Annotated in this window: 23 protein-coding genes; 13 read left to right on the forward strand and 10 right to left on the reverse strand. The window is 71.5% G+C overall.

Annotated elements, in window-relative coordinates:
* Positions 1-147 precede the first annotated feature (147 nt).
* Positions 148-798, forward strand: a complete 651-nt coding sequence (locus tag ACFONC_RS08870; protein WP_386743372.1) for a tetratricopeptide repeat protein — start codon at positions 148-150, stop codon at positions 796-798.
* Positions 799-908: 110 nt separating this feature from the next.
* Here ACFONC_RS08870 and ACFONC_RS08875 read toward each other — a convergent pair whose 3' ends face one another.
* Together ACFONC_RS08875 and ACFONC_RS08880 are read right to left on the reverse strand one after the other, a co-directional pair.
* The gene (locus ACFONC_RS08875; RefSeq protein ID WP_386743373.1) at positions 909-1,568 is read right to left on the reverse strand and encodes an ankyrin repeat domain-containing protein; all 660 of its coding nucleotides are present in this window, start codon (positions 1,566-1,568) and stop codon (positions 909-911) included.
* A 311-nt stretch (positions 1,569-1,879) separates the two neighbouring features.
* The gene (locus ACFONC_RS08880; protein ID WP_386743374.1) at positions 1,880-3,562 is read right to left on the reverse strand and encodes an Mbeg1-like protein; all 1,683 of its coding nucleotides are present in this window, start codon (positions 3,560-3,562) and stop codon (positions 1,880-1,882) included.
* Positions 3,563-3,701: 139 nt separating this feature from the next.
* Here ACFONC_RS08880 and ACFONC_RS08885 point away from each other — a divergent pair, with 139 nt between their 5' ends.
* Positions 3,702-4,760: a hypothetical protein gene (locus tag ACFONC_RS08885; protein ID WP_386743375.1), complete on the forward strand. Its 1,059-nt coding sequence runs from the start codon at positions 3,702-3,704 to the stop codon at positions 4,758-4,760.
* Positions 4,761-4,931: 171 nt separating this feature from the next.
* Here ACFONC_RS08885 and ACFONC_RS08890 read toward each other — a convergent pair whose 3' ends face one another.
* Genes ACFONC_RS08890 through ACFONC_RS08910 form a run of 5 tightly spaced genes read right to left on the reverse strand, consistent with a single transcriptional unit; the run spans position 4,932 to position 10,125 of the window.
* The gene (locus ACFONC_RS08890; protein ID WP_386743376.1) at positions 4,932-6,185 is read right to left on the reverse strand and encodes an ABC transporter permease; all 1,254 of its coding nucleotides are present in this window, start codon (positions 6,183-6,185) and stop codon (positions 4,932-4,934) included.
* Positions 6,182-7,492, reverse strand: a complete 1,311-nt coding sequence (locus tag ACFONC_RS08895; RefSeq protein ID WP_386743377.1) for an efflux RND transporter periplasmic adaptor subunit — start codon at positions 7,490-7,492, stop codon at positions 6,182-6,184. Before ACFONC_RS08895 ends, ACFONC_RS08890 begins: the two co-directional genes overlap by 4 nt.
* Entirely contained in the window at positions 7,489-8,451 is a 963-nt protein-coding gene (locus ACFONC_RS08900; protein ID WP_386743378.1) for an HlyD family secretion protein, read from the reverse strand. Before ACFONC_RS08900 ends, ACFONC_RS08895 begins: the two co-directional genes overlap by 4 nt.
* The gene (locus ACFONC_RS08905; protein WP_386743379.1) at positions 8,448-9,455 is read right to left on the reverse strand and encodes an HlyD family secretion protein; all 1,008 of its coding nucleotides are present in this window, start codon (positions 9,453-9,455) and stop codon (positions 8,448-8,450) included. Before ACFONC_RS08905 ends, ACFONC_RS08900 begins: the two co-directional genes overlap by 4 nt.
* Complete coding sequence (locus tag ACFONC_RS08910) at positions 9,442-10,125, reverse strand: ABC transporter ATP-binding protein (protein WP_386743380.1); 684 nt, start codon at positions 10,123-10,125, stop codon at positions 9,442-9,444. Before ACFONC_RS08910 ends, ACFONC_RS08905 begins: the two co-directional genes overlap by 14 nt.
* A gap of 182 nt (positions 10,126-10,307) precedes the next feature.
* Between ACFONC_RS08910 and ACFONC_RS08915 the strand changes: the two genes are divergently transcribed.
* The 4 genes from ACFONC_RS08915 to ACFONC_RS08930 are packed head-to-tail and all read left to right on the forward strand — an operon-like array spanning position 10,308 to position 13,892.
* Positions 10,308-10,934: a nucleotide-binding protein gene (locus ACFONC_RS08915; protein ID WP_386743381.1), complete on the forward strand. Its 627-nt coding sequence runs from the start codon at positions 10,308-10,310 to the stop codon at positions 10,932-10,934.
* 2 nt (positions 10,935-10,936) lie between these two features.
* Complete coding sequence (locus ACFONC_RS08920) at positions 10,937-11,413, forward strand: SixA phosphatase family protein (RefSeq protein ID WP_386743382.1); 477 nt, start codon at positions 10,937-10,939, stop codon at positions 11,411-11,413.
* A complete protein-coding gene (locus ACFONC_RS08925) occupies positions 11,410-11,985 on the forward strand; it encodes a YceI family protein (protein ID WP_386743383.1) in 576 nt (191 codons plus the stop codon). Before ACFONC_RS08920 ends, ACFONC_RS08925 begins: the two co-directional genes overlap by 4 nt.
* Positions 11,982-13,892: a phospholipase D family protein gene (locus ACFONC_RS08930; RefSeq protein WP_386743384.1), complete on the forward strand. Its 1,911-nt coding sequence runs from the start codon at positions 11,982-11,984 to the stop codon at positions 13,890-13,892. Before ACFONC_RS08925 ends, ACFONC_RS08930 begins: the two co-directional genes overlap by 4 nt.
* Before the next feature lie 31 nt (positions 13,893-13,923).
* Here ACFONC_RS08930 and ACFONC_RS08935 read toward each other — a convergent pair whose 3' ends face one another.
* Together ACFONC_RS08935 and ACFONC_RS08940 are read right to left on the reverse strand one after the other, a co-directional pair.
* Entirely contained in the window at positions 13,924-15,750 is a 1,827-nt protein-coding gene (locus tag ACFONC_RS08935; RefSeq protein ID WP_386743385.1) for an XVIPCD domain-containing protein, read from the reverse strand.
* 25 nt (positions 15,751-15,775) lie between these two features.
* Complete coding sequence (locus tag ACFONC_RS08940; protein ID WP_386743386.1) at positions 15,776-16,276, reverse strand: hypothetical protein; 501 nt, start codon at positions 16,274-16,276, stop codon at positions 15,776-15,778.
* Between the two features lie 374 nt (positions 16,277-16,650).
* Between ACFONC_RS08940 and ACFONC_RS08945 the strand changes: the two genes are divergently transcribed.
* From ACFONC_RS08945 to ACFONC_RS08975, 7 genes are all read left to right on the forward strand, one after another.
* A complete protein-coding gene (locus ACFONC_RS08945; RefSeq protein WP_386743387.1) occupies positions 16,651-16,845 on the forward strand; it encodes a hypothetical protein in 195 nt (64 codons plus the stop codon).
* A gap of 96 nt (positions 16,846-16,941) precedes the next feature.
* Positions 16,942-17,553 carry a YkvA family protein gene (locus ACFONC_RS08950; protein WP_386743388.1) on the forward strand — a complete coding sequence of 204 codons (612 nt, stop codon included), beginning with the start codon at positions 16,942-16,944 and terminating at the stop codon, positions 17,551-17,553.
* Between the two features lie 91 nt (positions 17,554-17,644).
* Positions 17,645-18,007: a hotdog fold thioesterase gene (locus tag ACFONC_RS08955; RefSeq protein ID WP_386744620.1), complete on the forward strand. Its 363-nt coding sequence runs from the start codon at positions 17,645-17,647 to the stop codon at positions 18,005-18,007.
* A 94-nt stretch (positions 18,008-18,101) separates the two neighbouring features.
* Positions 18,102-18,935, forward strand: a complete 834-nt coding sequence (locus ACFONC_RS08960) for a lysophospholipid acyltransferase family protein (protein ID WP_386743389.1) — start codon at positions 18,102-18,104, stop codon at positions 18,933-18,935.
* Positions 18,936-18,943: 8 nt separating this feature from the next.
* Positions 18,944-20,026, forward strand: coding sequence for a YheT family hydrolase (locus tag ACFONC_RS08965; protein WP_386744621.1), 1,083 nt, complete (start codon positions 18,944-18,946; stop codon positions 20,024-20,026).
* Positions 20,027-20,121: 95 nt separating this feature from the next.
* Positions 20,122-22,197 (forward strand): tetratricopeptide repeat protein, encoded by a 2,076-nt coding sequence (locus ACFONC_RS08970; protein ID WP_386743390.1) that lies wholly within the window; start codon positions 20,122-20,124, stop codon positions 22,195-22,197.
* 16 nt (positions 22,198-22,213) lie between these two features.
* On the forward strand, positions 22,214-22,831 hold the full coding sequence (locus ACFONC_RS08975) for a YbhB/YbcL family Raf kinase inhibitor-like protein (protein ID WP_386743391.1): 618 nt from the start codon (positions 22,214-22,216) through the stop codon (positions 22,829-22,831).
* Between the two features lie 112 nt (positions 22,832-22,943).
* Here the strand turns inward: ACFONC_RS08975 and ACFONC_RS08980 are convergent, their stop codons facing one another.
* The gene (locus tag ACFONC_RS08980; protein WP_386743392.1) at positions 22,944-23,759 is read right to left on the reverse strand and encodes a DUF4377 domain-containing protein; all 816 of its coding nucleotides are present in this window, start codon (positions 23,757-23,759) and stop codon (positions 22,944-22,946) included.
* Between the last annotated feature and the right edge of the window lie 75 nt (positions 23,760-23,834).

A 23,834-nucleotide genomic window follows, 5' to 3' on the forward strand; every position in this document is an offset into this window, starting at 1 on the left:
CGGTCGTGTTGGCGCGTCAACACCATGATGGTGCCGGTGTGCGAGCGTGGTGCAGGGGCCGTGTTGCGCCGCGTGCGGTGGCCGCGACCTGCGCCAGCGGCTACCATGCGCGCCGGGGAAGGGGTTGCCCCGCCACACGAAGTCGCAATGAACATGTCCATCGCGCGCCGTTTCGGCGCTTTCGCACTGCTGTTCCCGCTCCTGCTTCCGATCGCACTGCACGCGCAGTCGCTGCCCAAGCCCAAGGAGTTCTATTTCGACGGGGACGGTTCCACCACCGCGCCGCTGGTCCTGCTCGAGGGCAGCGATGCCGCGACCCAGGAGCGGCTGCTCAAGGCCATGAAGGGCCACGGGCGCAACGCCGACCTGGCCGCCGCCCAGCTTGCGCACATCGCCTACGCCAGCGGCCGGCCGGAAACCGGCAGCGCGCTGTATGCGCGCGTGCTGGCCGACCTGGGCAACAACAGCCGCATGCGCCAGCCGCTGCTGTGGAACCACGGCTGGGACCTGTATCGCTCCGGGGATGCCGCCGCCGCGCTGTTGCGCTGGAAGGAGGCGGGCGTCGACACCTACAACAATCCGAGCTGGGTGCCGCCGACGCTGGCACTTGGGCTGTGGGCGCTCGACCGCCGTGAGGAAGCGGTGGAGTGGTACGCCGCCGCGGTGCGTACCGAGCCGACGCGCTGGCGCGATCCGGCCAACCTGCCGGCGCTGCTGCCGGACTGGAGCAAGGACGACGTCGCGAAGCTGGCCGAAGTGGCCGCCGCGTGGGCCGAGGCGCCGCCGAGCTGGCCCTGAGCGGCCTCCCGCGAACCCTGTAGGAGCGGCGGAAGCCGCGAGCTTCTGATCTTCCCAGGCGGCGTGGAAAGCTCGCGGCGTCCGCCGCTCCTGCAGGACAGCGGTCGGGGTTATTGCGCCGACGCGTCCTCGATCGGGACATTGTGGCCGCGCAGCCATTCGCGCACCGCATCGCGTTCGCGTCGCGCGGAGGCGTTGAGCGTGGCATCGCGGGTCATGAACAGGTAGCGCTGGAAAGTCACGCCCTGCGCGTTCACCGCGCCCGGGCTGGCGCCGGCATCGAGCAGCTTCAGCACCCAGTCCATCTGGTTGATCTTGGCGGCCACGTGCAGCGCGGTGTTGTGCTGGCGGTCGATGGCGTCGACCTGCGCGCCGGCGTCGAGCAGCCGCTGCGCGTTGGCGCCGCGCTCGGTCATCAGCGCGGCCATCAGCGGCGTGGCGCGGGTGACAGTGTTGGGCGTGTCCGGGCTGGCGCCGCCCGCGAGCAGGGTTTCCAGCCAGTAGGGCGTGTCGGCCTGGGCGGCCAGGTGGACCGCGGTCAAGCCGTCGTCGTCACCCAGGGCCGGATCGGCGCCCGCCGCGAGCAGGGCTTCGAAGCCGCTGCGGCTTTGCTGCAGCATCGCCCACTGCAGCATGGTGGTGCCGTTGTCGCCCCGGGCGTTGGGATTGGCGCCACCGGCGACCAGTTCGCGGATGCGCGCGGCATCGCCGGATTTCGCGGCCTGCGCGAGCTGGGCGGCGGCGGGATCGCTGAAGGTCTGCTGGGTCATCGAAGGGGTTTCCTGCTGGGCGCACGCACTGCATGCGAAGAGCATGAACGTGGACAGCGCGAGCGCCATGGGCGCGGCGTGTCGGCGGCGGCGTGGGATCGGGGGCGTCGTGGCGAAGGGATTCGGCATCGGCGGTTCATCTTAGGCCGCGCGGGCGCCGGCTGTCGTGATGCCGGTTTCGCGGCGCGCATGTGCCGGCCACTGCGGGCCGTGCCGGTCAACGGGACTGCATCGCAGGCGCGCGGCCCGCGCAGGCGGGTGGCGGGTGGGAACCATGGTCACGTCGCATGGGCGTGGCTGCCCGCGGCGGATTACCAGTTCCAGGGCATCGCCTTGCTGACCTTGTCGCCGACCCAGGATGCGCCGTCGGCGATCTTGCCACCGGCCCAGGCCGCTCCGTCGGCGATCTTGCCGCCGGTCCAGGTCACGCCGTCGACGATCTTCTCGCCGGTCCAGGTCGCGCCCTCGACGATCTTTTCACCGGTCCAGGTTGCGCCCTCGACGATCTTCTCGCCGGTCCAGACCGCGCCCTCGACGGCCTTGTCGGTCAGCCACTGTGCGCCGTCGCCGGCCTTGTCGAGCAGCCATTCGCCGCCGTCGCCGAGCTTGTCGGTGGCCCATTCGATCGCCTCGCCGCCGGCGTCGGCCCAGTCGCTGAGCGTGCTGCCGGTTGATTCGATGACCCCTGCGATGGCGTCGGCCGGCTTCTGCAGGCCGGTGAACTCGCCCAGGTCGCGGACCAGGCTGCCGGTGAAGTCGGTGGCGTTCTCCACTGTGCCGCCGGCCCAGCTCACGGCGCCCGAGGCGGTGTCGCCGGCCAGGTCGAGCCCGCCGTCGACCACGTCGCCGAGGATGCTGGCGGTGCCTTCGACGTAGTCGCCGTTGGCGTAATCGGTGGCGACCACGTCCTTGATCTGGCCGACGGTGTCCTTGCCCACGTTGATCGCGTCGCCGACGAGGTTGGTCACCGTATCGATCGTGTTGCCGAGGGTGTTGAAGTTGAACTCGCTGAAGTTCTGGAAGGCGTCGATCCCGAGCCCGGCCAGGGTGCCGTCGAGCGGGTTGACCGGTTCGTACGGGGTGTTCTGCTTCAGCGCCTCGACGTAGGTGGTGTTGTCGCCGCTGCCGCCGTGGGCGCCGATGATCGGCGTGGTACCGGCCGGGGCCTGGATGCGCAGCTCGTGGCCGACCGCGTCCGGCGGCGACAGCGGCGGCGCGAACGGGATCGGCAGCGCCGGCACGTCCTGCTGGGCCAGGGTCAGCGGGTCGCCGTTGACCACGTAGCGGCGCATCTGGCCACTGTCGGCAAGCTCGCTGCGCGCGGCATTGGGGTTGAACCCGAGGTCGCGCAGGGTCTCGTTGCTCAGCCCGGCGGCGTTGAAGGTCACCGCGGAGGCGTCGACGGACAGCGCCGCGGCCGAAGCCAGGCCGCCGCCCAGCGAGTGGCCGGTGAACACCACGTTGCCGTCGCCGAACGCGACCTCGGCTTCCTTGGCCAGCGCGACCGCCTGGTTGTACTGCTTGGTGTCCATGCCGAACGCCTGGGTGGCGTCCGCCTTGATGTCGCCCATCTCCTTGGGGTTGGTGCCGGCGAAGGCGACGACGTACTGGCCCTGGTCGTTCTGGTAGATCGCGGCGCGGAAGCCCGAATTGCTCTCGAGCGAGGCCGGGTCGATGTTGATCACGTTGCCGTCGGCATCGACCAGGTGGTCGCCTTCGGGCTGCAGGCGGTTCCAGCCGGCCGCTTCGAGCTCGGCCTCGGACTGGGTGCCGGTGACGCCGTCGGGGCCGCTGAGGGTGTAGGAGTCGTTGGACATCTGCGCCAGCTGCAGGTCCACGTCCTGCTGCGGTGCGGTGCCGGCCACCTGGCTGCTGAACTGTCCGTTCCCGGGCTGCAGCGGCTGGTAGGGCGAGTTCGCCGGTGCAGGCAGGTTGGCCGGGTTGGCGATGGACGGCGGGATGAAGTCCGGGCGCATCTGGGTCTGGAAGCTCATCTTCGCGTGCCTGCACGTTGGAATGCTCCCAGTGAGCCATCCAGGCGCCGCCACCGACAGCTGGGAAGAACCCTAGGGTGTGCGGGCGCACGGCCGCTGCGGGTATCGTCGTCGCATACCGTCCACGGGAACCTCGCCGATGAAATCGACCCTGTCCTGCCTGATCGCCCTGCTGTCCGCGGCCACCTTCGCCTGCGCCGCGCAGGTGCCGATGCCCGGCGACACACGGATGAGCCCGCAGGAGGCCGCGCAGCTGCAGGCGGCGCAGGAGGCCTCCGCGGCCTACCACGCGCGCATCGCGGCCGAACTGGCCGCCACCGGCCAGCCGCGCGAGCTGGCCTTCGCCGCGGCGCTGCGGCCTCTGGCGGACCGGACCCCGTCGCAGGGCGCGGTCCCGGGTGGTGACACGCCTTCGCAGGCCATCCCGCAGGACCCGCGCGAGGCCCGGTGGCGGCAGTTGGCCTCGGCCCGCGCCGGCAGCGACGTGCTGGCCAACATCCTGCTGCTGCAGGGCGACCCGAGTACCGGCGCTGCGACGCGGGAACAGGCACTGGAACGCTGGCAGCGCCTGGAGCCCGACAACCTTGCCCCGCGCCTGTTCGCCGGGGACGCCGAAGCCTGGCTGCCGCAGGCCGGCGCCTACGCGCGGCTGGACATGCACTATTACGAGCGGCTGCGCTGGATCCAGGCCGAACTGGTCGCGCATCCGCCGCGGGCGGTCGAGCGGGCCATGTTCGGCGGCGCCAACATGGCCCCGGACGAAGCCGCGGCCATCGGCGCGGCCGGGATCCTGGCCGCGGTGGCGCTGCCGGGGTTGCGGACGCTGACCGAGGCCTGCCGCGGCGACGCGCTCGACGCCACGCCGACCCGCCGCGCCGACTGCAGGCACGTCGGTCGGGTGGCCGCCGATACCGCGGACACCAGCATGGGCATCTCCATCGGCATCGGCCTGCTGGAGGCCACCGCGGCGAATCCGGCGCAGCGGACCGAAGCGCAGGCGCTGCGGCGGCGCCAGGACTGGCAGATGATCCAGTGGAACCGCGCCGCGACCTCGCAGCCCGACGACGGCGCCGCCCAGTTCGTGCGCCTGCTGCGCGACCCGGCGGTGCGCGGCGAGCGCGACCTGGTCGAACGCGTGCTGGCCGAAGCGGGCATCGCGCTTGATCCGCCCGCGGGCTGGGAGATGCCGCGGCGGTAAACGGAAGCTCGTAGGTCGGGGCTACGCCCCCGACGGCTTTCGAGGTGACGCGGCGCGTACGTTTCGGAAACCCGGAATCAATGCGCGCAGATCAAGAGCCGTCGGGGGCGTAGCCCCGACCTACGGTGTCGGGATTGCGGGGGATCCCGCGAACCTGGCTTGCGTGTCGCGCTACTCGTGCCGCAGCGCGGCGATCGGGTCGAGCCTTGCGGCCTGGCGCGCGGGATACACGCCGAAGGCCAGGCCGACCAGCGCGCAGAACGTGGCCGACAGCAGGATCGGCACCGGCGCCCAGGCCACCTGCCAGCCGGCGAAGGCGGCGATCGCGTACGCCAGCGCGGTGCCGAACAGCAGCCCCAGCAGCGCGCCGGAAATGCAGATCACGCTGGCCTCGCGCAGGAACTGCGCGACCACGTCGCGGCGGCGCGCACCCAGCGCGCGCAGCAGGCCGATCTCGCGCCGGCGTTCGAGCACGTTGGCCAGCATGATGTTCATGATCCCGATGCCGCCCACCACCAGGCTGATCACCGCGATCGCGCCCATCACCACCTGGAAGATGCGCTGGGTCTGCTGGTGCTGGCGGAACAGCTGCTGCGGCACCACCAGTTCGTAGTCGGCCTCGCCGCCGTGGCGCTGCTCGAGCACCGCGCCCAGCACGCCGGCGCCGGCGGCCAGCTGCGCGGGGTCGTCGATGCGCAGCAGGAAGCGGTCGAGCTCGTCGTCCTGCGACTGGAAGCGGAACCGCGCCAGCGCACTCGCCAGCGGTACGTAGATGCGGTTGCTTTCCAGCCCCAGCTGCACGCCCTCGAACTTGTCCTTGCCCAGGTCGCGGTCTTCCAGCACGCCCACCACTTCCAGCCAGACGTGGTTGACCTTGACCAGCTGGCCGATCGGGTCGGTGCCGTCGGCGAACAGGCTGGTGGCGGCCTGGTAGCCGAGCACGGCCACCGCGGCCAGCGCGTCGTCGTCGGCCTGTGTCAGCGCGCGGCCGCTGCCGACGCGCAGCGACGATAGCGCGAAGTAGTCCGGGCTCACGCCGCTGGCCTGGGCGTCGCTGTGGCCATGGTCGCTGAAGGCGGCGTAGGTCTTGACCGCCTTCTCGGCGGCAAAGCGCTCGGCGCCCGGCACCACCGCCAGCGCGGCGCGCGCGTCGGCGACGCTCAGGCCAAGGCTGCGTTCGCGGGTCTCGCGGCGCGCGTCCTCGTCCTGCGGGCGGGCCTGCGCGATCAGGTTGTGCAGGCCCAGGCTCTCCACAAGCTTCAGCGCCTCGCGGCGGCTGCCTTCGCCCACCGCCTGCATCGCCACGATCGCGCCGACGCCGAACACCAGGCCGAGCAGGGTCAGGCCGGTGCGCAGGCGGCGGCGCCAGAGTTCCTCGACGGCTTCGCGCCAGATCGGGGGCAGGGCGGCGAGCAGGCGGTTCATGGGCTGTCGGTCTCCGTGGCGTCGTCGTCGGCGTCAACGTCGGCCGTTCCGCCTTCGGTTGTCTCCTGCTTGCCGGCGGCCGCATCGGCGTCGTCCGCGTCCTCCGGCACCGCCGCGTTCGCCAGCAGCACCTGGTCGCCGGGCGACAGGCCCGAGAGCACCTGCGAGCGCGCGACGCCGCGCGCGCCCAGCTCCACCTTGCGCCAGTCGAAGTCGCTGCCGTCGCGCACCCGCACCACGCGCGCGCCGTCGCGGCTGCGCAGGGCGACGTTGGGCACGCTGATCGCCTCCGGCGCGTCGAGCTGGATGATCCGCGCGCGCATCTGCTGGCCGGGCACCAGGCCCAGCCGCTCGGCGGCCTCGCGCGGCACCGGCGCGCGCATCGACAGATACTTGACCGGGTCGCGGCGGCTGCGCGACTTGGGCGCGCTCGCCACCCACGACAGCTCGCTGGCGATCGTGTCCTGCGGCCGCCCGAGCGGGTACATCTCCACCGCCTGGCCCACGCGCACGCCCTGCGCTTCGAGCTGCGGCAGCGACAGCTCCACTTCCATCGCGTTGGCATCGGGCAGGCTGCCGAACTCGCGGCCGGCGTACAGCGAGGCGCCGGTCGCCGGCTTCACCCCGGACCAGTTGGCGGCGAGCATCAGCACGCCGTCGTTGGGCGCGCGCAGCTCCAGCGCGGCCAGGTCCTCGCGGCGCGCCTTGGCGTCGAGGGCGAAGGTCGCGCGCTGGGCGTCGAGCAGGGCCTGTTCGGCGCCGCCGCGCACGTCGGCCTGGTCGCGCTGCCACTGCAGCGTGTCCTGGCGCGCCTCGAGGTAATGCACGTCCTCGATCGCGTCGAGCACGTCGTTGCGCGCCAGTGTGCTCAGGTCGGCGCCGGCGTAGCGGCGCGCGATGCCAAGCTGGGTGGCGACCTGGGCCATGTCCACGCCGACCCGGCCCTGCGCTGTGGCCAGCTCGTCGTCCTTGGCCGCGCGCGCCAGCGCGTTGCGCTGCAGGTCGACCAGTGCCTGGGCCAGGTCCTGCTCGCTTTCGTCGCTGCTGAAACGGGCGATCAGCTCGCCCTTCTTCACCCGGCTGCCCTCGGGCAGCATCCATTCGATCCGGCGCGAGGACCAGCCGGTGCCGGGCACCTGCAGCGGCGTGGGCTTGGCCGAGCGCAGCACGCCGTCGGCGCGCGTCTGCAGCACCAGCGGGCCGGCGACCACGGTTTCCGTCACCGGCGGCGCGGGCGGTTCGCCGCAGGCGGCCAGCAGCAGCGCCGCGGCCAGCGGCCATGCGCGGTGAATGCGCTGGACCGTCATTGCGTCTTCTCCGTGGCGAGGTCGGGCACGGTCAGTTCCACCCGCACCGCCTGGCCCGGCTTGAGCCGGGCCTCGGGATCGTCGAGGCGGATTTCCACGTCCATCACCGGGATCGGCTGCACCTGCGACTTGCTGCGCACCGTGCGCCCGACCGAGGCGACCCTGGCCGGGAACACGCCACCGCCGCCGTCCACGCGCACGCGCGCGGCCATGCCCGTGCGCACCCGCAGGTAGTCGCGCTCGGGCAGTTCGGCGCGCACCGCCAGCGTGGCCGGGTCGGGGATCTCGGCGATCGTCTGGCCGCGCCAGACCTGGCTGCCGACATCGAACTTGTCGCCGTTCCAGCTGCTGCGGTGCATGAGGATGCCGCTGCGCGGGGCGGCGATGGTGAGGTCGGCCTGGGCCTTGCCCAGGCGCGCGACGTCGGCGGTGAGCTGGGCGATCTCCGAGCGCACCAGGCGCAGTTCCTGCGTGCGCTGCTCGGCGTTCGCGGCCTCGAGCTCGCGCGCCAGCTCGAGCTTGCGCTCGGCCTGCTTGCGGGCGACCACCAGCTTGCGGTACTCGATGCCGGCGATCAGCTCCTGCGGCTGCTCGGTCTTGCGCGCGGCTTTTTCCAGCTCGGCGCGCGCCTTCTCGGTTTCCAGGTGGCTGCTGCGCTCGCGCTCGGCCAGCTCCAGCTGCAGGCGGTCGAGCTCGCGCTGCTTTTCCTGCAGCTTGCTGTTCTTCTCGGCCAGCGACTTGAGCACCGTGCTGGCGTCGAAGGCCACCGCCACCGTGCCCTTTTCCAGCGGCGCGCCGTCGGGCGCGAGCTGGGTGATGTTGAACTGCCACATGCCCTCGACCGTCGGCGGCATGATCTGCGCGCTGGTGCGGGCGTAGACCTCGCCGTCGATGCGCAGGGTCTCGGCGCCGGCCGGCAGCACCAGCGCGAGCAGCAGGCAGGCCAGCAACGGCTTCATGGCGCGGCTCCCGTTTCGCTGGCGGCCGGCGACGGGGCGACGACGCGCACGCTCATGCCCGGCAGCAGCGGCAGGTCGGTTTTCGGCGGAAGTTCGATGTCGACCACGAAGTAGCTGCCGTTGCCCCATTCGGCGCGCGGTTCGGGCGCGCCGGCGATGCCGCGGATGTGTCCGGTCACGCTGCGCCCGGGCAGGGCGTCGAACGACAGCCGCACCGCCTGCCCCACCTGCAGGCCGCGGCGATCGGGTTCCAGCGCCCAGGCGCGGACCCGCATCGCGCTGCCGGGCGCGACCACCTGGCCTGCCTCGCTGCCGGGCATCGCCGATGAACCTTCGTCGATGCGGCCGCCGAGCCAGTTGTTGTTGTAGCCGTGCACCACCACGCCGTCGCGCGTGGCGCGCACCTCGGCGTTGGCGGCGACGGTGGCGTAGTAGTCGCGCTGGAGCTGCAGTTTCTCCACTTCCAGCGCGCTGTCCTTGCGCTGGCGCTCGACCGCCTCGCGGGCGGCGTCGAGCTGCTTGCGCATGAGGTCGGCCTCGTGGGTGGTGCGGTCGAGTTCGCCCTGGTAGCGGTCGTAGTCCAGGCCGGACACCAGCTCGGGCGGCAGCGCGGCGTCCAGGCGCGCGGTTTCGAGTTCGGCCTGGGCGTCGACCAGCGCCGATTCGGCCTCCAGCGCCTTGACCTGCAGCTCGGCCAGCGTCTTGGCGGCGGTGGCCTGGGCCTGTTCGATCTGGGCGTCGAGTTCGGGCAGCTGCGAGGCCGCCTGGCCGGGGTCGATGCGCAGCACCGGGTCGCCCTTCTTCACCCGCTCGCCTTCGGGCACGAAGAAGCGGATGACCACCGGCGAGCTGTTGGAGAACGGGGTGTAGATCACCTGCGCGTCGGTCGCGCGGACCTCGCCGGTCAGCACCACGGCGCCGGCCGTGGCCGCCCAACCGGCCAGCGCCAGCGCCAGCAGCGCCGGGGCGAGCCGCGCGATGGCGCCGCGGTCAGCGCGTGACATCGGATTCGATCCTGCCGTCGCGCAGCGCGACCTCGCGCGGGGCGTGGGCGGCGACGTCGCGGTCGTGGGTCACCAGCACCACGGTCTGGCCGCCCTTGTGCACTTCGTCGATCAGGCCCAGCACGTCGGCCGCGCTCTTCGAGTCGAGGTTGCCCGTTGGCTCGTCTGCCAGCAGCAGCGCCGGCTGGAGCAGCAGCGCACGGGCGATGGCGGCGCGCTGCATCTGGCCGCCGGACAGCTCGCCGGGGCGGTGCCCGCCGCGCTCGCCCAGGCCGACGCGTTCGAGCAGGTCGCGCGCGCGCCGTGGCGCCTCGGCGGGCGGCTCGCGGTGGAAGCGCAGCGGCAGCAGCACGTTTTCCAGCACCGTCAGCCGCGGCAGCAGGTGGAAGCTCTGGAACACGAAGCCGATGCGACGGTTGCGGATGTCGCTGCTGGCCTCGTCGTCGAGGGTGGCCACGTCGCGGCCCTCGACCAGGTAGCGGCCGCTGCTGGGGTGGTCGAGGCAGCCGAGGATGTTGAGCAGGCTCGACTTGCCCGAGCCCGAGGGCCCGGTGACGGCCACGAACTCCCCCGCGCCGATCCGCAGGTCCACGCCAGCCAGCGCGTGCACGGTCTGGCCGCTCATCGCGTAGCGGCGGTGCACCTGCTGCAACTCGATCATGTCGCGCATCCCATGGCGCTCCCCCTGCGCCGCTGCGCGCAAACCCGTCCCCTGAACAAGACCACGCCCCGCGCCGTCGGTTCCCCTGGGGGAGGATAACGACCGCGGCGAGCAGGCGTCGAGGCGGCCGGTCGCGGCCGCCCCCGGGCCGGTGTACCCTCGCGGATCGTTTCGTCGTCCGGAGGAAGCGCATGAAGACAGTGTTGGTCGCCAGTTCCAAGGGCGGTGTCGGCAAGACCACGATCGCAACCCATCTCGCCGCGCAGTCGGCGCTCTCGGGACAGCGCACCGTCCTGGTCGACGCCGACCCGCAGGGCTCCTCGACCCGCTGGGCCGAGCGCCGCGCCGGGCTGGAAAGCGCGGTCCTGCCGCTCGACGGCACCGGCAAGGGCTGGCGCCGCGCGGTCCCCGACGACGCCCAGCGCCTGGTCATCGACGCCCCGGCCGGGGCCATGCGCGGCGACCTGGACGGCTTCCTGGAGCACGCCGACGCGTTGGTGGTGCCGGTCCTGCCCTCGTCGCTGGACATCGACGCCACCGTGCCCTTCCTCAACTCGCTGGCCAAGCACCCGCGCATCCGCCGCGGCCAGCTGCGCGTGGGCCTGGTGGCCAACAAGCTCAAGCCCTGGACCAATGCCTCGCAGCAGGCGCTGGACCTGCTGGCGCAGTGGCCGTACCCGGTGGTCGCGCAGCTGCGCGACAGCCAGGCCTACGTGCTGCTGGTGGGGCTGGGCAAGAGCCTGTTCGACTACCATTCGGCGCAGGTCCGCGACCACCAGGACGACTGGCAGCCGCTGCTGCGGTGGCTGAAGAAGTAGCCATGCGCGAACTGATCCTCCTGCGCCACGCCCACGCCGAGCCGCCCGCGACCGGGCAGTCGGACCTTGATCGGCCGCTGTCGGCCGAAGGCAACGCCGAGGCCGAGGCCGCCGGCCGCTGGCTGCAGGAGCAACGCCTGGTCCCCGACCTGGCGCTGTGCTCGCCGTCGCGGCGCACGCGCGAGACGCTCGAATCGGTGCTCGGGCAGGTCGGCTACGTCGACCAGCGCCTGGAAGACGACATCTACGAGGCTTCGCCCGGCGCGCTGGCGGCGCTGGTGGACCGGCACCAGGAGGTCGAGCGGCTGCTGGTCGTCGGCCACAACCCGGGGCTCGAGCGCCTGGTCGCGCTGCTGCACAGCGGCCAGTCCGGCGACTACCGCGGCATGCCGCCGGCGGCGATCGCGGTGCTGGCGCTGTCCGGCGACGGCGGGATCGAGCCGGGCGCCGCGACCCTGTCCGCGTTCTGGTGGCCGTGACGCCGAGCCGTACCTTCGCGGCGATCGCCGCCTGCCTGGTCGCCGCGCTGCTGCTGGTTCCCGTGCTCCGCGCCGCGGAGATCGACCCGGCCGCGTCCCACGTCGGCTTCGCCCTCAAGACCCGCTGGGGCAAGACCCTGGTCGGCCATTTCCCGCACTACGAAGGCCAGGTGGCCGCGCTGCCCGACGGCCGCCACCAGGTGCGGCTGCGGCTGTCCGCGGCCACCGTGGAGATCGAGGACAGCCCCACCTTCACCCGCCTGACCCGTGGCGAGGGCTTCTTCGAGGCCGACCGCTACCAGTGGGTCGAGTTCGTGTCCGATCCGTATCCGGACGCGCTGACCCGCGAAGGCGGCCGGCTCGGCGGCGCGCTCACCATCCGCGGCATCGAGCGGCGCGAGTCGTTCGTGATCCGGCCGGCGGCCTGCGACAGCCCCGGCGTCGAGTGCGACATCGTCGCCCGCGGCAGCATCAACCGCGACGCCTACGGCATGGGCCGCTGGGGCTTCGCGATCTCGGACAAGGTGGTGTTCTCGCTGCGCGTGCGCACGCTGCCCGGGAACGGCGCGTGACGCCCACCGCGGCGCGGGCGCTGCGCTGGCTGCTGCCGTGGCTGCTGCTGGGCGCCAGCGCCTGCACCAGCCTGTCGCCGCTGCAGCGCGAGCGCGCGGTGCAGGTCGCCGCGCAGGCGCAGTCGACGCTCGACACCTGCGAACGCGACGACGCCTGCGCCGACCCGTCGCCGCTGCGCGCGCTGGGCAGCCGCGCCTACGCGCAGAGTTCGCCCGAGTCGCCGCACCACTACGCGCTGCTGCTCGACTACGGCCAGGACGCGCTGCTGGCGCGGCTGAACCTGATCCGCAGCGCGCAGCGCGCGATCGACCTGCAGACCTACATCTTCGACGAGGACGACGCGGGCCACCTGGTGCTCGACGAACTGCTGGTCGCCGCGCGGCGCGGGGTGCGCGTGCGCGTGCTGATCGACCAGCTCTCCGCGCTCAAGCACGTCGAGACCCTGGCAGCGCTTGCCGGCGCGCACCGCAACTTCGAGCTGCGCATCTACAACCCGGTGCTGGGGCGGGCGCACATCAACTACCCGCAGTACGTGCTGGCCGCCGCCTGCTGCTGGCGGCGCCTGAACCAGCGCATGCACAGCAAGCTGCTGCTGGTCGACGACATCGTCGGCATCACCGGCGGGCGCAACTACCAGAACGACTATTACGACTGGGACCCGGTCTACAACTTCCGCGACCGCGACGTGCTGGTGGCCGGGCCGGCGACGCGGGAGATGGCCGCCAACTTCGAGGCGTTCTGGGACGCACGCCGCACCCGTCGCATCGCCGAGCTGGTCGACGTGGGCAAGGCCCTGCTGCGCGATGGCGTGCCGCCGCTGCCGCATCCGGAATTCGACCTGCCCGGGCGCGCGCAGCGCATGGCCGTCGACGCGGGCGACGACGCGCTGGTCGAGCGGCGCCTGGCGTCGGCGGCGCTGCCGGTGGGCGAGGTCGAGTTCATCGCCGACCTGCCGGCCAAGCATCGCCGCTCCGGCGAGGACGAGGTCGCCCCCTCGACGCGCGGCCTGCGCGAACTGATCGCGTCGGCGCAGTCGGAAGTACTGCTGCAAACGCCGTACCTGGTGCTGTCGCCGGCCGCGCAGGACCTGTTCCGCGAACTGCACGATCGCGACGACCCGCCGCGGGTGCTGGTCTCGACCAACAGCCTGGCTGCGACCGACGCCTTCATCACCTACGCGCTGTCGTACAAGTACAAGCGCCGCTACCTGCGCGACTTCGGCTTCGAGATCCACGAGTTCAAGCCGTTCCCGGCCGACGCGCCGATCGACCCCGAGGCCACCGGCGCGTTCGGGGTCTCGTGGCGCGAGGACGGCACGCCGGTGTTCACCCGGGCCGCGCAGCCCGAAGGCCGGCGGCCGCTGGGGCGCGAGTACTCGGCGCTGCGCTGGTCGGGGTTCTCGGCCAACGAGCCGGTGCCGCTGCAGCGCGCCGGCGTGCGCTTCGGGCTGCACGCCAAGTCGCTGGTGATCGACCAGCGCATCGGCGTGGTCGGCACCCACAACTTCGACCCGCGCGGCGACAACTACAACACCGAGAGCGCGGTGGTGATCGAGGACCCCGTGTTCGCGAAGGCGCTGGCCGACAGCATCCGCCGCGACATGGCGCCGGCCAATGCCTGGACCATCGCCCGCCGCCCCAAGCCGCCGGTCTTCTCCGGGCTCGAATACTCGCTGGCGAAGATCTCCGAGCACCTGCCGATCTTCGACCTGTGGCCGGTGCGCTATGCGACCAGCTACGAATTCCAGCCCGGCCCCGACTGCCCGCTGCCGCTGCCGCCTTCGGACCCGGGCTTTCGCGCGTGCTACGAGCCGGTGGGCGACTTCCCCGAGGTCAGCCTCGGCATGAAGAGCGTGCTGACGCGGATCTTCACCGGCTTCGGCGCGGGGCTGGCGCCGATCCTGTAGGGCGCGCCTGCACGGCGCGGCTCAACTCGTCTCACATCGACATCGCGGGGCCGGCGCGGACGGCGGCATCGATGTCGTGGGTCGGCTGCCGTGCGTGCGACTGCTCCCGCGCGATGGCCTGGTTGGCGGCCTGCAACTTTTCGTCCGACTGTTCCACCGGCGTACGGATCGCGTCCTCCACGCGCACCGCCGCGCGCTTGTGTGCGGGGTCGTCCAGGCGCCCCTCGACGGCGAAGATGTTGCCGGTCGTGCCCAGCACCACGTGGTCGACGCGGCCCAGGGCATTTGCGGCCCCGGCGGTGCCGGCGGTCGCCCGATGGCCCTTGCACGCCGCCAGCAGGCTGCGGCTGACGCGTTCGCTCATCGCGTCGTGGGATTTGCCCAGGCTCTCGTCGATGCGGCGCACGCCGGCGCGGATCTGCTCGAGCATGGCGTGGTCGGGGTGCTTGGGATCGTCGGGGTCGCGATGAGCCGGGGCCGCCGGCACGTGCTGGTGGTCGTGTGTCGGATGGACACTGCCGTCCTGGGTGTGGTCGAAGTGGTGCAGGCTCGCCGGCGTGGTGGCGCTGTCGTAGTACGGCCGGCGCGCCTTGTTGGCACCCAGGTCCAACCCCTCCATCTCGATCAGGTCCTCCTTCAGGCCGACCCCGGCCATGTCGGCGATGACCCGCGGTGCGGCGCCCTGGTGCCGTACGCCCGCGTGCGCCTCGGCGGCGAGGATCCGCTCCCAGGCCCAAGCGCCGTAGTAGTTGGCGTAGTCCGCGGTCGGTCGCGGATTGCCGGCCAGGTCGCGGTGCTCGCCGATGCCGAGCGGGCGCTGGCCGGGTTGCGCGTAGTTCGGCGACGGGCGGTCGAAGTAGTGCCGGCCCATGGCGGCGATGTTGGTCGGCGTCTGGGACAGCGAGCCGTCGGGGTTGAAGGTGAGGCCGGGTTTGGGCTGCGCCGGAGACGAGCGCGTGCTGTGCGTAACAAAGTCATAAACGCGGCCGTTCAGGGTTGCCTCCATGTCCGCATAGGAGGCGCTGGGGTTGCTCTGCTTTTCGCGGCTCAGCAACGCGTTCCATCCGGCGATCTCCGCCTTCGCCTCGTCCTCGCGTCCGGCCTGGATATAGGCCTTCAGTTCATCCGTGTAATCGTGCACCTGGCCTTTTGCCCCGGCCTGCTGCCGGATGTCCTCCAGGAAAGTTCGGGTTGCCGCGAGCTTTGCCTGGTGGTTGAAGCCGTGCTGGAGTTCGTGCCCCATCACGAAGGTCAGGTCGCGCACGTCGTAACGCCCCTGCGGGTTGCCGACGGAACCTGTCTGCAGCACCTGCGCCGGAAGGTTCATCGCCTTGACCGTGTCCCTGCCGTCGTAGGTGGCGCCCGCCGACATCGCCGGGTCGAGAATGGCGAAGCGCTCCAGGTGTCCTTGTCGGGCTGCGGCTTTTGCCTGCTCGGCAAGCACCGGCGAACCGTTGAGGGTGGACTGCAGGTTGTCCAGCATGTTGGCACTGACGGCATGCGATTGATTGGCCAGGTCGCGATAGCTCTGATGGGCAAAATCGACCGACATCGACTGCAGTTCGATCACCGACCGCAGGTCGTCGCCGGCAGCGCCGCCGCCGGGCCGAAAGCTGGCAATCGGCAGGGAGACGAGGCCGGTGTGCTTGTCGTATCGGCCGATCTGCGTGGCACTGCCGGGAGCTTCGAGCGCGAAGCCGTTGATCCGGCCGAGTGCGGCGTCCTGGTTGAGCTGCGCGAGCCGGTCGGCGTCAGCGGTCAGTGCGGCGCGAAGCTGCGCTGCCTGGTCCGACGTGGTGCCCGGCTGGGCGGCGAACTGTGCAAGCGCGGCTTCGAGTTGCGGATTGGGTTTGGCCATCCCGGGCTCCTTCCCTGGATCAGGATCAATTCAATGTACCGATGGACTTCACGCAAAGCCGGCCGGACACCCCGGCGACCGCGTTCTGCGGAATGATCGAGAGCGTGATGTCGTTCTTGTAATAGCGCCAACTCTGCAGCTGGCCGATCTCGCCGTGGATCGGCGCGTCGCGGTAACCCATCGCTTTGAGTGCGGAGTTGTAATGGTCGAAATCGAAGGCGCACACAGGCGACATGTCCGTGTCCTGGTCGTCATCCCTCCAGAAATGCAAATCGATGCCGGCCTTGGTGGACGCAGTGACAAGGCGATAATTCATCGCGACATGCCATCCATCGGCAAGAGCCTGCTCGTACCCGTATAGCCGCTCGTCTGATGAAGGGTTGAAAGTCAGACCTGTTTCTTGCTGCGCTCTTTCCAGGCTCAGATCGCTCCGCGACTCCAACCCCTCGATCAGCTTCAGGAACCGCCTGCCGATCTCCTCGGCGGTGAGCGTCGGGTGGTCGGTCGGCGTGGCGGGTGTGGTCATTGCGGTGGACTCCTGTGCCGGCTTTGGAGACGTGGACGGATTCGAGTGGGCGCAGCCGGAGAGGAACACGGCTGATGAAACCAGGAGCAGCGTTGCGGCACGCCGTCGCGGGTTTCCTTTGCGGCACGAACTCATCGTTGCGTTCCTTCGCATGGCCAGCGGTGGAGTCTATCCAATGCGCATCAGACGCGGCCGCGACGGTCGTCACGCGAGGGCTGCCTGCCGGGGCGCCACCCGGCGCGCCAACCCGCTGTCCACACGCTTCCTCGCCGGTCACCCCTGCCATCCGATCAATGACTTCCGGCCCATGGCCAATGTTCTTTGGTGTTGTAGATTACCAACACACCGAAGCACCACCCACCCAGGAGTCAGCCATGAACACCCAGTTCCACGCCCCGACCGGTCACGTCGCCCCCCGCCCGTCGGCCCCGTCCATCGCCCGTCCGGCGTCCTACCGCGACGCTCCGCGCAACCGCGATTTCGGCGTCGGTTATGGCAACAGCAGCGGCTATGCCAGCGGCAAGCACTACGCCACGAACTGGGGCAACGCCCGCTTCCGCTGCGGCTGAGCCCGCCACGGCGGCGGCGCGGCAGGCAGCGATTTGTTGACGCCCGCGCGTGCGGCGCCCTAGTCTTCGCAGTCTTTCCCTTCCTGCGGACCGGCCATGTCGATCACGGTGACCATCGATCTCAGCGATCGCGATCTCGAGCACTTCCAGAAGGCGATGGAAGCATCGCGCAAGACTGCCGAGGGCAAGACGCCCGAGGAAGTGGTGGCCGCCGCCGGCAAGCTGCTGGCCGATGCGCAGAAGGTGCACATCCCGGATTTCGTCCGCGAACGCCTGCTGCAGCTCGACGACATGATCGCCATGGTCCGCGACCAGGGCTGGCACATGGACGACAAGGACCGCCAGCGGGTGATGTCCGCGCTGGTCTACTTCGTCAACCCCAAGGACGTGATCCCCGACCAGGTCGAGGTGCTCGGCTTCCTCGACGACGCGATCATGATCGAACTGTGCGTGCGCGAGCTGCGCCACGAGCTCGACGCCTACGACGACTTCTGCGAGTACCGCGCCCACGAGGCGACCAAGCGCGGCGTCGAGCCGTCCGGCGTCGGCCAGGCCGACTGGCTGGAAAGCCGCCGCGAGGAACTGGTCGACCGCATGCACACGCGCCGCGAGCGCGATGTCGGCGTCGGTTACGGCAGCAGCAGCGGCTACGGCGGCCGGCGCAGCTACACGCGCGCCTGGCGCCCGGGGATGTTCACCTTCAAGTGAGCCGCCACCCCTGCGCGCCGTGGACAGCGGCGTGATCTTCCGCAAGGCCACCAGCCTCGAAGCACTCAACGCCTCCTCGCGCGACACCGCGATGGAGGCCTTGGGCATCGTGTTCACCGAAATCGGCGACGACTACGTGCGTGGCACGATGCCGGTCGACGCGCGCACCCACCAGCCCTACGGCCTGCTGCACGGCGGCGCCTCGGTGCTGCTGGCCGAGACCCTGGGCAGCAGCGCCGGCAACCTGTGCGTGGCCGACGACGCGATGTGCGTGGGCATCGAGATCAACGCCAACCACCTGGCCGGCGTGCGTGAAGGCACCGTCACCGGCACCGCGCGGCCGCTGCACGTGGGCCGCAGCACGCAGGTGTGGGAGATCCGGATCGAAGACGACCGCGGCCGGCTGGCCTGCGTGTCGCGGTTGACGCTGGCGGTGGTGCCGCGGCGCGGCTGAAGCCGCTCCCACAAGGGCTGCTTTCCGGTGGTCGAATCGGTAACGCCACGCTTCCGATTCCTCGCCAGCCGGCGCATCCGGTATCTTTGCGCGGATGACCGCGCAGCCTTCCCCCGTCCCAGCAGCAGCACCGGCGCCGGGAAGCGCCCTGCAGCGCGCGTGGCGCTACGTCTACCGCGTGCCGTTCCTGCTGTGGCACATCGTGGTCGACCTGCCGGTCACGCTGCTGCTGATGATGCCGCCGTGGGGCAAGCTCGAACTCGGCGGCTCGCGCCTTGACCACCGCATGGTGCGTGCGTGGTCGTCGGGGCTGCTGCGGGTGTTCGGCTTCCGCCTGGTGCGCATCGGCGCGCCGGTTCCCGCGGCGACGCTGTTCGTCGCCAACCACGTCAGCTGGGTCGACATCGTCACCCTGCACAGCCAGCGGATGATGGGTTTTGTCGCCAAGCGCGAGATCGCCGGCTGGCCGCTGGTCGGCTGGCTGGCCACGCGCGGCGAGACGATCTTCCACCAGCGCGGCAGCACCGAATCGCTGGGTGGCGTGCTGCAGGTGATGCTGGCGCGGCTGCGTACGGGGCATTCGGTCGGCGTGTTCCCGGAGGGGCGCACCGGCCACGGCGACGAGGTCGGCCCGTTCCACGCGCGGATCTTCCTGGCCGCGGTCGAGGCGGGCGCGCCGGTGCAGCCGGTGGCGCTGCGCTACGGCGCCAATGCCAGCGCGCAGACCATCGTCGCGTTCCGGCCGAAGGAAAGCTTCCTCGCCAACTTCCTGCGCCTGATCGGCGAGCCGGCGCGGGTGGTGGAGGTGGTGTTCCTGCAGCCGATCGTGCCCGGCGACGCGGAAGGGCGCCGGCGCATCGCCGAACTGGCGCGCGCGCGCATCGTCGAGGCGATGGGCGGCGAACCGGAACCGGCCGCGAAGCCGTAGCGATGCCGATGTCCCGCGTCCCGCCGCCACCGCGCGAGACCCCGCCTGCGACCACGGACGAAACGGTGGCGTCCGCCGGCACCCGCCCCCTGCACGGCGCCGACTACCGCCCGCCGTTCTGGCTGCGCAATCGCCACCTGCAGTCGATCCTCGCCGGCAGCCCGATGCGGCGCATGCGCGGCGCCTACGGCCTGAAGCGGATCGGCGCGGTCAGCACCGGCCACATGATCGACGGCGGCGACGGCGTGCGCCTGCACGGCCTGCACACCACGCTGCCGGGGACGCAGCCGCGCGGGCTTGCCCTGCTGCTGCACGGCTGGGAAGGCAGCACCGAGTCGAGCTACATGCGCATGACCGCGGTGCAGCTGCTGCGGCGCGGATTCGAGGTGTTCCGCCTCAACTTCCGCGACCACGGCGACACCCACCATCTCAACGAGGCGCTGTTCCACTCCAATCGCATCGACGAAGTGGTGCACGCGGCCTGCGACATCGCGCGCCGCTTCCTGCCCGCAGGCGGGCCGCCGCGGCCGATGGTCGCCGCCGGGCATTCGCTGGGCGGCAACTTCGTGCTGCGCCTGGCGCTGCGCGCGCCGTCCGCCGGCCTGCAGCTGGCGCGCGTGGCCTCGGTGTGCCCGGTGCTCGACCCGGCCCGCACCATGCTGCAGATGGAGCGCGGCACGCCGATGTACATGCGCTACTTCGAGAACAAGTGGCGCGAGTCGCTGCAGCGCAAGCGGCGGCTGTTCCCCGAGCAGCACGACTTCGACGACGCCACGCTGAAGCTGCACATGCGCGAGTTGACCGAGTGGCTGGTGCAGCGGCACACCGACTTCGGCACCCTGGACAACTACTTCGACGGCTACTCGATCGCCGGCGACCGGCTTGCCGCGCTGGCGGTGCCGACCGACATCCTGATGGCAGCCGATGACCCGGTGATCCCGATCGAAGACTTCCACGAACTGGCACTGCCGGCGACGGCGCGGCTGGAGATCGCGCGCTGGGGCGGGCACTGCGGCTTCATCCAGAACGCGCGCCTGGACGGCTTCGCCGAGCGCTGGGTGGCGCAGCGCTTGGCGACGACGCTGGCCTGAAGGTGGCGCGCGGGTGGCTGCAGCGCGCAGCCGCCGGCGCGGGCGGCCGCTAGAATGGGCGGATTCCGGGCCCCTGGCCCGCCGACACTGATCCCATGCAAGCAGACATCCTCGACGCGCTCCGGCGCGGGGCGAACGAAGACGCCCTGTCGCTGGCCCGCGCCGCGACCGCCGCCAATCCCGAAGACCCGCAGGCGCACCGCGCGCTGGCCATGGCGCTGCGTGCCAGCGGCGACGGCGATGCCGCGCTGGCGAGCATCGACCGCGCGATCGCGCTGGCGCCCGAAGACGCCGACCTGCACTTCCACCGCGCCGGCTACCTGGTCGGTGGGCGGCAGCTGGAGGCCGCGCAGGCGGCGCTGTCGCAGACCGTGGAGCTCGACCCCAACCAGTTCGGCGCCTACGTCATGCAGGCGCAGCTGGCGCTGGGCCGCGGCGACATCGACGAAGCCGAGCGGCTGGCGCGGCTGGCGGCGCGGGTCGAGCCGGAGCACCCGTGGACGCGCCTGCTCGAAGGCAGCGTCGCGCTGGAGCGCGGCGACGCCGATGCCGCCCTGGCGCTGCTGTCGCAGGCGGCCGAAGAGGCCCCCGACGACGCGCAGATCCGCTACGCGCTGGGCTTCGCGCACCTGAAGAAGGGCCACCTGGCGTTCGCCGAGCAGGCCTTCCGCGGCGCGCTGGAGAAGATGCCCTCGGCACGCGGCGTGCGCGCGCTGCTGGCCGACCTGCTGCGCCGGCAGGGTCGCCCGCAGGAGGCCGCCGACGAGCTCGCGCCGCTGCTCGAAGGCGACGACACCACGCCCGCGCTGCGTCGCCTCGCCGGCGAGCTGGAGCTGCTGGCCGGCCGCCCCGAGCGCGCGCTGCCGCAGCTGCGCCTGGCGCTGGCCGCGCAGCCCGACGACACGCGCATGCTCCAGGCGCTGTACGAAGCGTTGCGCCGCAGCGGCGACCGCGAGCAGGCGCGCAGCGTGTTCGAGGCCGCGCTGGCGACGTCGCCGCAGGTGGCGGCGCTGTGGCAGGCGCGGCTGGCGGTGGAAGACGCCGCCGACCCGCTTGCACTCGACGTCGCCGGCCGCTGGCTGGCGCAGATGCCCGAGTCGGTGCCGGCGCTGGAGGCGAACATGGCGCTGCTTGGCATGCGCCGCGATGGTGAGGGCGCCGAGGCGATGGCCCGGCGCATCGTCGCGCTCGTGCCCGGGCACCGCAGCGCGCAGATGCGCATCGTCGACCGGCTGGTGGCGCGCGATCCCGACGCCGCGTTCGCCCACATCCAGTCGCTGATGTCGCAGACGCAGGCGCTTGAGGCGCAGTACGAACTGCGCGATTGGCTTGCCCACACCCAGCTGCGGGCCGGGCACCGGGAAGCGGCGATCGCGGGCTGGGTCGGACTGCACGCCGATGCCGCTCCGCGCAGCCTGCCCCTGCCGGAGCCCACCGCGCCGGCCCCGGCCCTGCCGCCGATCGTCGAGCCGGCCGCGGACGCACCCGCCGTCGCCTTCCTCGCCGGCGCGCCCGGTTCGGGCGTCGAGCGCTTGGCCGCGATCCTGGCCGGCGCGCTGCCGGCCTTCCGCGGCGACCGCTTCATCCATGGGCGCTCGCCGGAAGACCTGCTGCAGAACTTCAACACCACCGCGAAGCTGGCCGCGGGCGAGCTGGATCCGGCCGCGGTTGCCGCCGACTGGCGCGACCAGCTGCCGGCGCGCGGCGTGGCCAACGGCGAGGTGGTCGACTGGCTGATGTGGTGGGACAACGCGCTGCTGCCGATGCTGCGCACGCAGCTTTCGCACGCGCGCGTGCTGATCGCCGTGCGCGATCCGCGCGATATGCTGCTGGACTGGATCGCGTTCCGCGCGCCGCTGATGCTGCAGGTCGAGTCGCCGCTGCAGATGGCGCAGTGGCTGGCGCGCCACCTGGAGCACGTCGCGGTGCTGCACGAGGGATCCCCGATCATCTACGCGCTGCTCAAGCTCGACGAGATCCACGACGACCCGGCCGCGGTCGCGACGATGCTGGGCGAGGCGCTCAACGCGAACCTGCCCGCGCCGCCGGCGGACATCTTCGGCCCGTCGCACTTCGAAGCCGGTCGCTGGCGCGAGTTTTCCGGCGTGCTGGCCGACGCCTTCGCCGCGCTCACGCCGGTCGCACGGCGCCTGGGCTATCCCGAAACCTGATCCGAGGAGGCACGCGATGCGCATCCACAGCAGCAGTTTCGACAGCAACGGCCCGATCCCGGCGGAGTACGCGCTCGGTGCGCCAGGCGGCTTCGGCGGCAACCGCAACCCGCAGCTGGCCTGGGACGACGTGCCTGCAGGCGCCCGCTCGTTCGCGCTGCTGTGCATCGACGCCGACGCGCCCACCGATCCGTCGCTGGCCGGCAGGGACGATGTCGAAATCCCGGTCGCGCACCCGCGCGGCGAGTTCATCCACTGGGCGATGGCCGACATCCCCGCCGACGTGCGCGGGATCGCCGCCGGCAGCTGCAGCGACGGCGTCGACAAGGGCGGCAAGCGCGCACCCGGCGGCCCGGCGGGCGCGCGCCAGGGGTTGAACGACTACACCGGCTGGTTCGCGGGCGACGCCGAACTGGGGGGAGATTACTTCGGCTACGACGGCCCGTACCCGCCGCCGAACGACCTGCGCATGCACCGCTATTTCTTCCGCCTGTTCGCGCTTGATGTCGACAGGCTCGACCTGCCCGAACGCTTCACCGCCGGCGACGTGTTCCGCGCCATGCACGGCCACGTGCTGGCCGAAGCCGCGGTGCACGGAAACTATTCGCTGCATCCGGACAACGCCGCCGCGTAACGCAACGGCGTTGTCCGTAGGATGGGTAGAGCGCAGCGAAACCCATCGTCTCGTATCCAGCGCACAGGGAACCGATGGGTTTCGCCTTCGGCTCTACCCATCCTACGCATGCCTATCGCGTGAGCTCCGACTCCACCACCATGTCGAGCACGTAGGCGATCGACGACGCATCCGCCGGCACCGGCCCGGGCTTGTCGAACTTCTTCAGCCGCAGCACCTTGCGCTCGCCCTGGCGGAACTCGAAGCCCTCGATGTCGCCGTAGAACGCCTCCCATTCGCCGGGCGGCTGCTTCACGCCGTTGTCGTCGTAGCGGATCTCGCGCACCTGCAGGCACTTGTAGTCCGGCATCATCGGGTGGTGGCAGTCGATGCGCTGCGGCGCGACCTCCATGAACACTGTTTCGCCTTCGCCGCCATGGCGGGTTTCGGCCGTGGCCTCGCCCGTCCACGTCGTGGTGCTGCCGTCGGCCGCGACCAGTCGCAGTCGCGGCGGCGTGTCTTCCTCGAAGTGCACCTCCTGCGGCTGCGCCAGCAGCGTTGCGATGGCCGAGTCGGCGTCCATCAGCGGAGGCTCGCAGGCCATCTGCGTGGACATCATCTGGCCGATCTCCAGCTTGCCGCCGTCGCCCACGGCGTAGCTTGCGCCCTGGCCGTTGCAGCCGCCGGACACCGACACGCGGCCGTCGGCAAACGTGAGCGTCAGCACGTGGTCGCCGCCCGGAAACAACGCATCGATGCGCCCGCCGCCTGCGTCGGTGGCCGATGCCAGCCGCCAGTGGTAGCCGGCGAGCGTGGCGCTGTCGGCGACGTACGGGGCGCTCGTGTCCGCGGGCGGAGGTGTCGGGCCGGTCGGCGTGGGCGCGGGTGGGCCTTGCGTGCAGGCCGCCAGGGCCAGCGCGACGGGAAGCAATAGCGTCGTCTTGTTCATGCCGGGGACTCCTTTGGGAAGGCCTGCAAACGCACGGGCGCGCAGGACGGGGTCGACGCTCGGCCGGCGGGCGCG

This window comes from Luteimonas soli (assembly GCF_042648865.1).
Lineage (GTDB): Bacteria > Pseudomonadota > Gammaproteobacteria > Xanthomonadales > Xanthomonadaceae > Luteimonas > Luteimonas soli.

Bases quoted from the DNA above. Each gene is read 5' to 3' on its own strand.
- ACFONC_RS08870 (WP_386743372.1), top strand. From the start codon at position 148: ATGAACATGTCCATCGCGCGCCGTTTCGGCGCTTTCGCACTGCTGTTC.
- ACFONC_RS08875 (WP_386743373.1), bottom strand. From the start codon at position 1,568: ATGACCCAGCAGACCTTCAGCGATCCCGCCGCCGCCCAGCTCGCGCAG.
- ACFONC_RS08880 (WP_386743374.1), bottom strand. From the start codon at position 3,562: ATGAGCTTCCAGACCCAGATGCGCCCGGACTTCATCCCGCCGTCCATC.
- ACFONC_RS08885 (WP_386743375.1), top strand. From the start codon at position 3,702: ATGAAATCGACCCTGTCCTGCCTGATCGCCCTGCTGTCCGCGGCCACC.
- ACFONC_RS08890 (WP_386743376.1), bottom strand. From the start codon at position 6,185: ATGAACCGCCTGCTCGCCGCCCTGCCCCCGATCTGGCGCGAAGCCGTC.
- ACFONC_RS08895 (WP_386743377.1), bottom strand. From the start codon at position 7,492: ATGACGGTCCAGCGCATTCACCGCGCATGGCCGCTGGCCGCGGCGCTG.
- ACFONC_RS08900 (WP_386743378.1), bottom strand. From the start codon at position 8,451: ATGAAGCCGTTGCTGGCCTGCCTGCTGCTCGCGCTGGTGCTGCCGGCC.
- ACFONC_RS08905 (WP_386743379.1), bottom strand. From the start codon at position 9,455: ATGTCACGCGCTGACCGCGGCGCCATCGCGCGGCTCGCCCCGGCGCTG.
- ACFONC_RS08910 (WP_386743380.1), bottom strand. From the start codon at position 10,125: ATGCGCGACATGATCGAGTTGCAGCAGGTGCACCGCCGCTACGCGATG.
- ACFONC_RS08915 (WP_386743381.1), top strand. From the start codon at position 10,308: ATGAAGACAGTGTTGGTCGCCAGTTCCAAGGGCGGTGTCGGCAAGACC.
- ACFONC_RS08920 (WP_386743382.1), top strand. From the start codon at position 10,937: ATGCGCGAACTGATCCTCCTGCGCCACGCCCACGCCGAGCCGCCCGCG.
- ACFONC_RS08935 (WP_386743385.1), bottom strand. From the start codon at position 15,750: ATGGCCAAACCCAATCCGCAACTCGAAGCCGCGCTTGCACAGTTCGCC.
- ACFONC_RS08940 (WP_386743386.1), bottom strand. From the start codon at position 16,276: ATGACCACACCCGCCACGCCGACCGACCACCCGACGCTCACCGCCGAG.
- ACFONC_RS08945 (WP_386743387.1), top strand. From the start codon at position 16,651: ATGAACACCCAGTTCCACGCCCCGACCGGTCACGTCGCCCCCCGCCCG.
- ACFONC_RS08950 (WP_386743388.1), top strand. From the start codon at position 16,942: ATGTCGATCACGGTGACCATCGATCTCAGCGATCGCGATCTCGAGCAC.
- ACFONC_RS08955 (WP_386744620.1), top strand. From the start codon at position 17,645: ATGGAGGCCTTGGGCATCGTGTTCACCGAAATCGGCGACGACTACGTG.
- ACFONC_RS08960 (WP_386743389.1), top strand. From the start codon at position 18,102: ATGACCGCGCAGCCTTCCCCCGTCCCAGCAGCAGCACCGGCGCCGGGA.
- ACFONC_RS08965 (WP_386744621.1), top strand. From the start codon at position 18,944: ATGTCCCGCGTCCCGCCGCCACCGCGCGAGACCCCGCCTGCGACCACG.
- ACFONC_RS08970 (WP_386743390.1), top strand. From the start codon at position 20,122: ATGCAAGCAGACATCCTCGACGCGCTCCGGCGCGGGGCGAACGAAGAC.
- ACFONC_RS08975 (WP_386743391.1), top strand. From the start codon at position 22,214: ATGCGCATCCACAGCAGCAGTTTCGACAGCAACGGCCCGATCCCGGCG.
- ACFONC_RS08980 (WP_386743392.1), bottom strand. From the start codon at position 23,759: ATGAACAAGACGACGCTATTGCTTCCCGTCGCGCTGGCCCTGGCGGCC.